Genomic DNA, 288 nt, shown 5'->3' with positions numbered 1-288 from the left:
GCTCGGTCTTGAAGCTCTGGGACACCGCCGCCATGCCTCAGTCCTTTTTCTGGGCAGGTTCGGTCTGTTCCAGCTGGCTGAGCAACTGAGCGAAACGGTCCGGCACCTGATCCGAGACCAATTCGTCATAATATTGCTTGAGCTTGCGGGCAATTTCGGAGTTCGCTCCAAGCGGATTGCCATCCCCGTTCCGATGCCTTCTTGCGGCATCAGCCATCTGCTTTTTTGACATTTCTTTCATAGTCGCCCTAATTTCCAGCATTCGAACCGCTCTTCGACTTCAAACCT

General features: G+C 53.5%; 1 protein-coding gene. It reads right to left on the bottom strand.

Annotated features, from left to right (window positions below):
- Positions 1–37: 37 nt before the first annotated feature.
- Complete coding sequence (locus tag EN874_RS33215) at positions 38–241, bottom strand: NepR family anti-sigma factor (protein WP_127225285.1); 204 nt, start codon at positions 239–241, stop codon at positions 38–40.
- Between the last annotated feature and the right edge of the window lie 47 nt (positions 242–288).

The sequence above is a fragment of the Mesorhizobium sp. M1D.F.Ca.ET.231.01.1.1 genome, assembly GCF_003999155.2.
Taxonomy (GTDB): domain Bacteria; phylum Pseudomonadota; class Alphaproteobacteria; order Rhizobiales; family Rhizobiaceae; genus Mesorhizobium.
The sequence above is the reverse complement of the archived record's forward strand: the minus strand, read 5'-3'. Positions and strand labels throughout refer to the sequence as shown.